This is a genomic window from Rhizobacter sp. P2_H2 (assembly GCF_056403375.1).
In genome coordinates this window covers 1-3016 of the sequence record NZ_JBFUFP010000676.1, presented here as the reverse complement: position 1 = coordinate 3016, position 3016 = coordinate 1, and the positions used below count along the sequence as shown (strand labels likewise).

2 protein-coding genes are annotated in these 3016 nt (G+C 72.7%); both read right to left on the bottom strand.

The window, feature by feature from the left end; translation table 11 throughout:
• On the bottom strand, nt 1–2027 hold a 2027-nt coding region (locus AC1D15_RS24520), incomplete at its 3' end, for an AMP-binding protein (RefSeq protein WP_477828024.1).
• Nucleotides 2024–2992: a TauD/TfdA family dioxygenase gene (locus tag AC1D15_RS24515; RefSeq protein WP_477828023.1), complete on the bottom strand. Its 969-nt coding sequence runs from the start codon at nt 2990–2992 to the stop codon at nt 2024–2026. The genes AC1D15_RS24520 and AC1D15_RS24515, both read right to left, overlap by 4 nt.
• Between the last annotated feature and the right edge of the window lie 24 nt (nt 2993–3016).

Genomic DNA, 3016 nt, shown 5'->3' with positions numbered 1-3016 from the left:
GCGCCGAGCACCGGGATCGTCGACCGGCGTGTGCCGCTGTCGCCTGCCTGTCGCACGCGCGCGGCGAGCTCGGCCAGCCGCGGCGCCTCGAACACATCGCGCGGCGCGAAGCCGATGTGCCAGCGCTCGGCAATGCGCGCGGCCAGTTGCACCGCGGCGAGCGAATTGCCACCGCTCGCGAAGAACTGCGCATCGCGCGCCGGCGGTGCGGCGTGGCCGAGCACCTCCTGCCACAGCACGGCGACGGCGGCTTCGGCATCGTCGAGCGGCACTGCCGGTGCCTCGTCGACGCCGCTGTCGCCGCTGACGAAGCGACCGTGCGCGAACACCGCGAACGCATCCAGYGTGCCCTGCTCGAACCCCAGCCGGCAGGCGCGCCGCTGCAGCTTGCCGCTGGAGGTCTTCGGCAGCGCACCCGGATTCAGCAGCAGCGCCACCGACACCGCCTCGCGGCACGCGCCGGCACACGCCTCGCCGAGCGCTTGCACCAGCGCCGCGGCCGGCACGCGCTTCTGCATCGCGCGCGACACCTCGACCGCAACGCCGACGCCCTCGCCACCGCCCGGCAGCTCGACCGCGAACGCGGCGACGCGGCCGGAGCGCACGGCGTCGACCTCCGCCTCGATCGCGCGCTCGATGTCCTGCGGGTAGACGTTCTGGCCGCGCAGGATGATCAGGTCCTTCAGCCGGCCGGTGACATGCAGTTCGCCGTCGCGCACGAAGCCGAGGTCGCCGGTGCGCAGCCAGCGCTGGCCGCCGCGTTCGACGAAGGTCGTCTGCGTCTCTTCCAGCCGCTGCCAGTAGCCCTGCGCGATGCTCGGGCCGGCGGCGCAGATCTCGCCGACCTGGCCGTCGGGGTGCACCGCGAGCGTCTGCGGGTCGACGATCTCGACGCAGTGGCCGCTCGGCACGCGGCCGCTGCTGACCAGCGTGATCGCATCGTCGCCCGTGCCGTCACTCGCCTGCCCCGCCCCGAGCGCCGACACCGAGAACGGCTGCGCGACCATCCCCCGCCCCCTTGCCGCGCCGCTGACGAACAGCGTCGCCTCCGCGAGCCCGTAGCACGGGAACACCGAGCGCTGATCGAAGCACGCCGGCGCGAAGCGCTCGACGAACGCTCGCAGCGTGTCGTGCCGCACCGGCTCGGCACCGCTGAAGGCCACGCGCCAGCTCGACAGGTCGAGTGCGCCGATCGCCGCGTCCTTCACCCGCTCGACGCACAGCCGGTACGCAAAGTCCGGCGCACCGCTGATGCTGCCGCGGTGCCGCGCGATCGCCTCCAGCCAGCGCACCGGCCGCTCCAGGAAGAACTGCGGCGTCAGCAGGACAGTCGGGATGCCGCGGTGCAGCGGCTGCAGCAGCCCGCCGATCAGCCCCATGTCGTGGTACAGCGGCAGCCAGCTGACGAACACGTCGTCGGCGCCGACCTCGAAGCCCGCGCCGATCGCCCGCTCGTTGGCCATCAGGTTGCCGTGGCTGACCATCACGCCCTTCGGCGCCGAGGTGGAGCCGGAGGTGTACTGCAGGAAGGCGATGTCACTGTCGTGCGGCGCGTGCGGGCGCCACGCCGCGGCGAGCGCGGCATCGTCGGCGGCATCGAGTTCGTCGATCGCGATCGGCTCGGCAGCACCGAAGCCGCTGCCGATCATCGCCAGCGTCGCGCGCGTCGCGAGCAGCGCCGCCGGCTGCGCGTCGTGCGCGATGCCGGCCAGCCGCGCCAGGTGCTGCGGCCGCGCCGATTCGGGCGGAAACGCCGGCACCGCGATCAGCCCCGCATGCAGGCATGCGAGGAAGGCCACCACGTAGCGGTCGTCGTTGTCGAGCAGCAGCAGCACACGCTCCCCGGGCGCGAAGCGGCGCTGCAGCCGCGCGGCCAGCGCACGCACGCGCAGCGCGAGCTCGGCATAGCGGATCGGCGTGTCGAGCGTGGCACCGTCGGCCGCGCTGACGATCACCAGCGCGGTGTCGTCGGGCCGCTCGGCGGCAAGGCGCTGCAGGTGGTCGACGAAATTGCGGGGAGCGTTCATCGGGACAGGTCCTGGTCGAGGTTGCCGTGCGGTTCGGCCATCGCGACCACCACCTTGCGCGGGCCCTTGAACGGCGCGCGCGCATGCGCGGCCAGCATGTTGTCGAGCATCAGCACGTCGCCGGCCTGCCAGCGGAACGACACCGTCTGCGCGGCCAGCACCGCGCGCACCTCGTCGAGCATCGCGTCGGGGATGGCCGAGCCGTCGGCGAAGCAGGCGTTGCGCGGCATCTCGTCGGCGCCCAGCAGTTCCTCCAGCGATTCGCGCACCTCCGGCTGCAGGTTCGAGACGTGGAACAGGTGGGCCTGGTTGAACCACACCGTCTCGCCGGTGCGCGGGTGCACGGCGGTGGCCTGGCACAGCTGCGTGGTGCGCAGCCCGCCGTCGGGCTTCCATTCGAAGCGGATGCCGGAGCGCGTGCACCAGGCCTCGACCTCGGCGCGTTCGCTGGTGTTGAACACCTGCTGCCACGGCACGTCGAACTCGCCGTAGTTGCGCACGTACAGCACGCCGGGCGCGAAGCGGCGGCGGATCGCCTCGGGCATGTGGCGCCAGATCGCGCGGCTGTCGGCGATCGGCGTCTCGCCGCCCTCGGGCGCGGCGGTGACGCAGTGGAACCAGATCTTCATCGGCCACTCGCGGGTGTAGGCCTGCTCGTTGTGCAGCGGGATGTGCTGGTGCGCCGGGTATTCGGTGGAGGTGTAGACCCCGCCACCGACCGCGCTGCGTGGCGTCGAGCCGAACTCGTAGGCGAGCAGCGGGTGGCCGAAGGCCGCGGCGAACGCGCGGAAGGCATCGACGCTCGGCACCTCGAAGCCGCGCAGCAGCACGCCGCCGATGCGGCTCAGCAGCGCCTCGCTGTCGGCGCGCATCGGTGCGAAGGCATCGAGCAGCGCCTCACCGGGGCGCGATGGCGTGATCAGGGCCGGCAACGGCGGCCGGTCCAGGTTCGACAGGTCGGTCATGGAAGATCCCTTTCAGGACGGCAG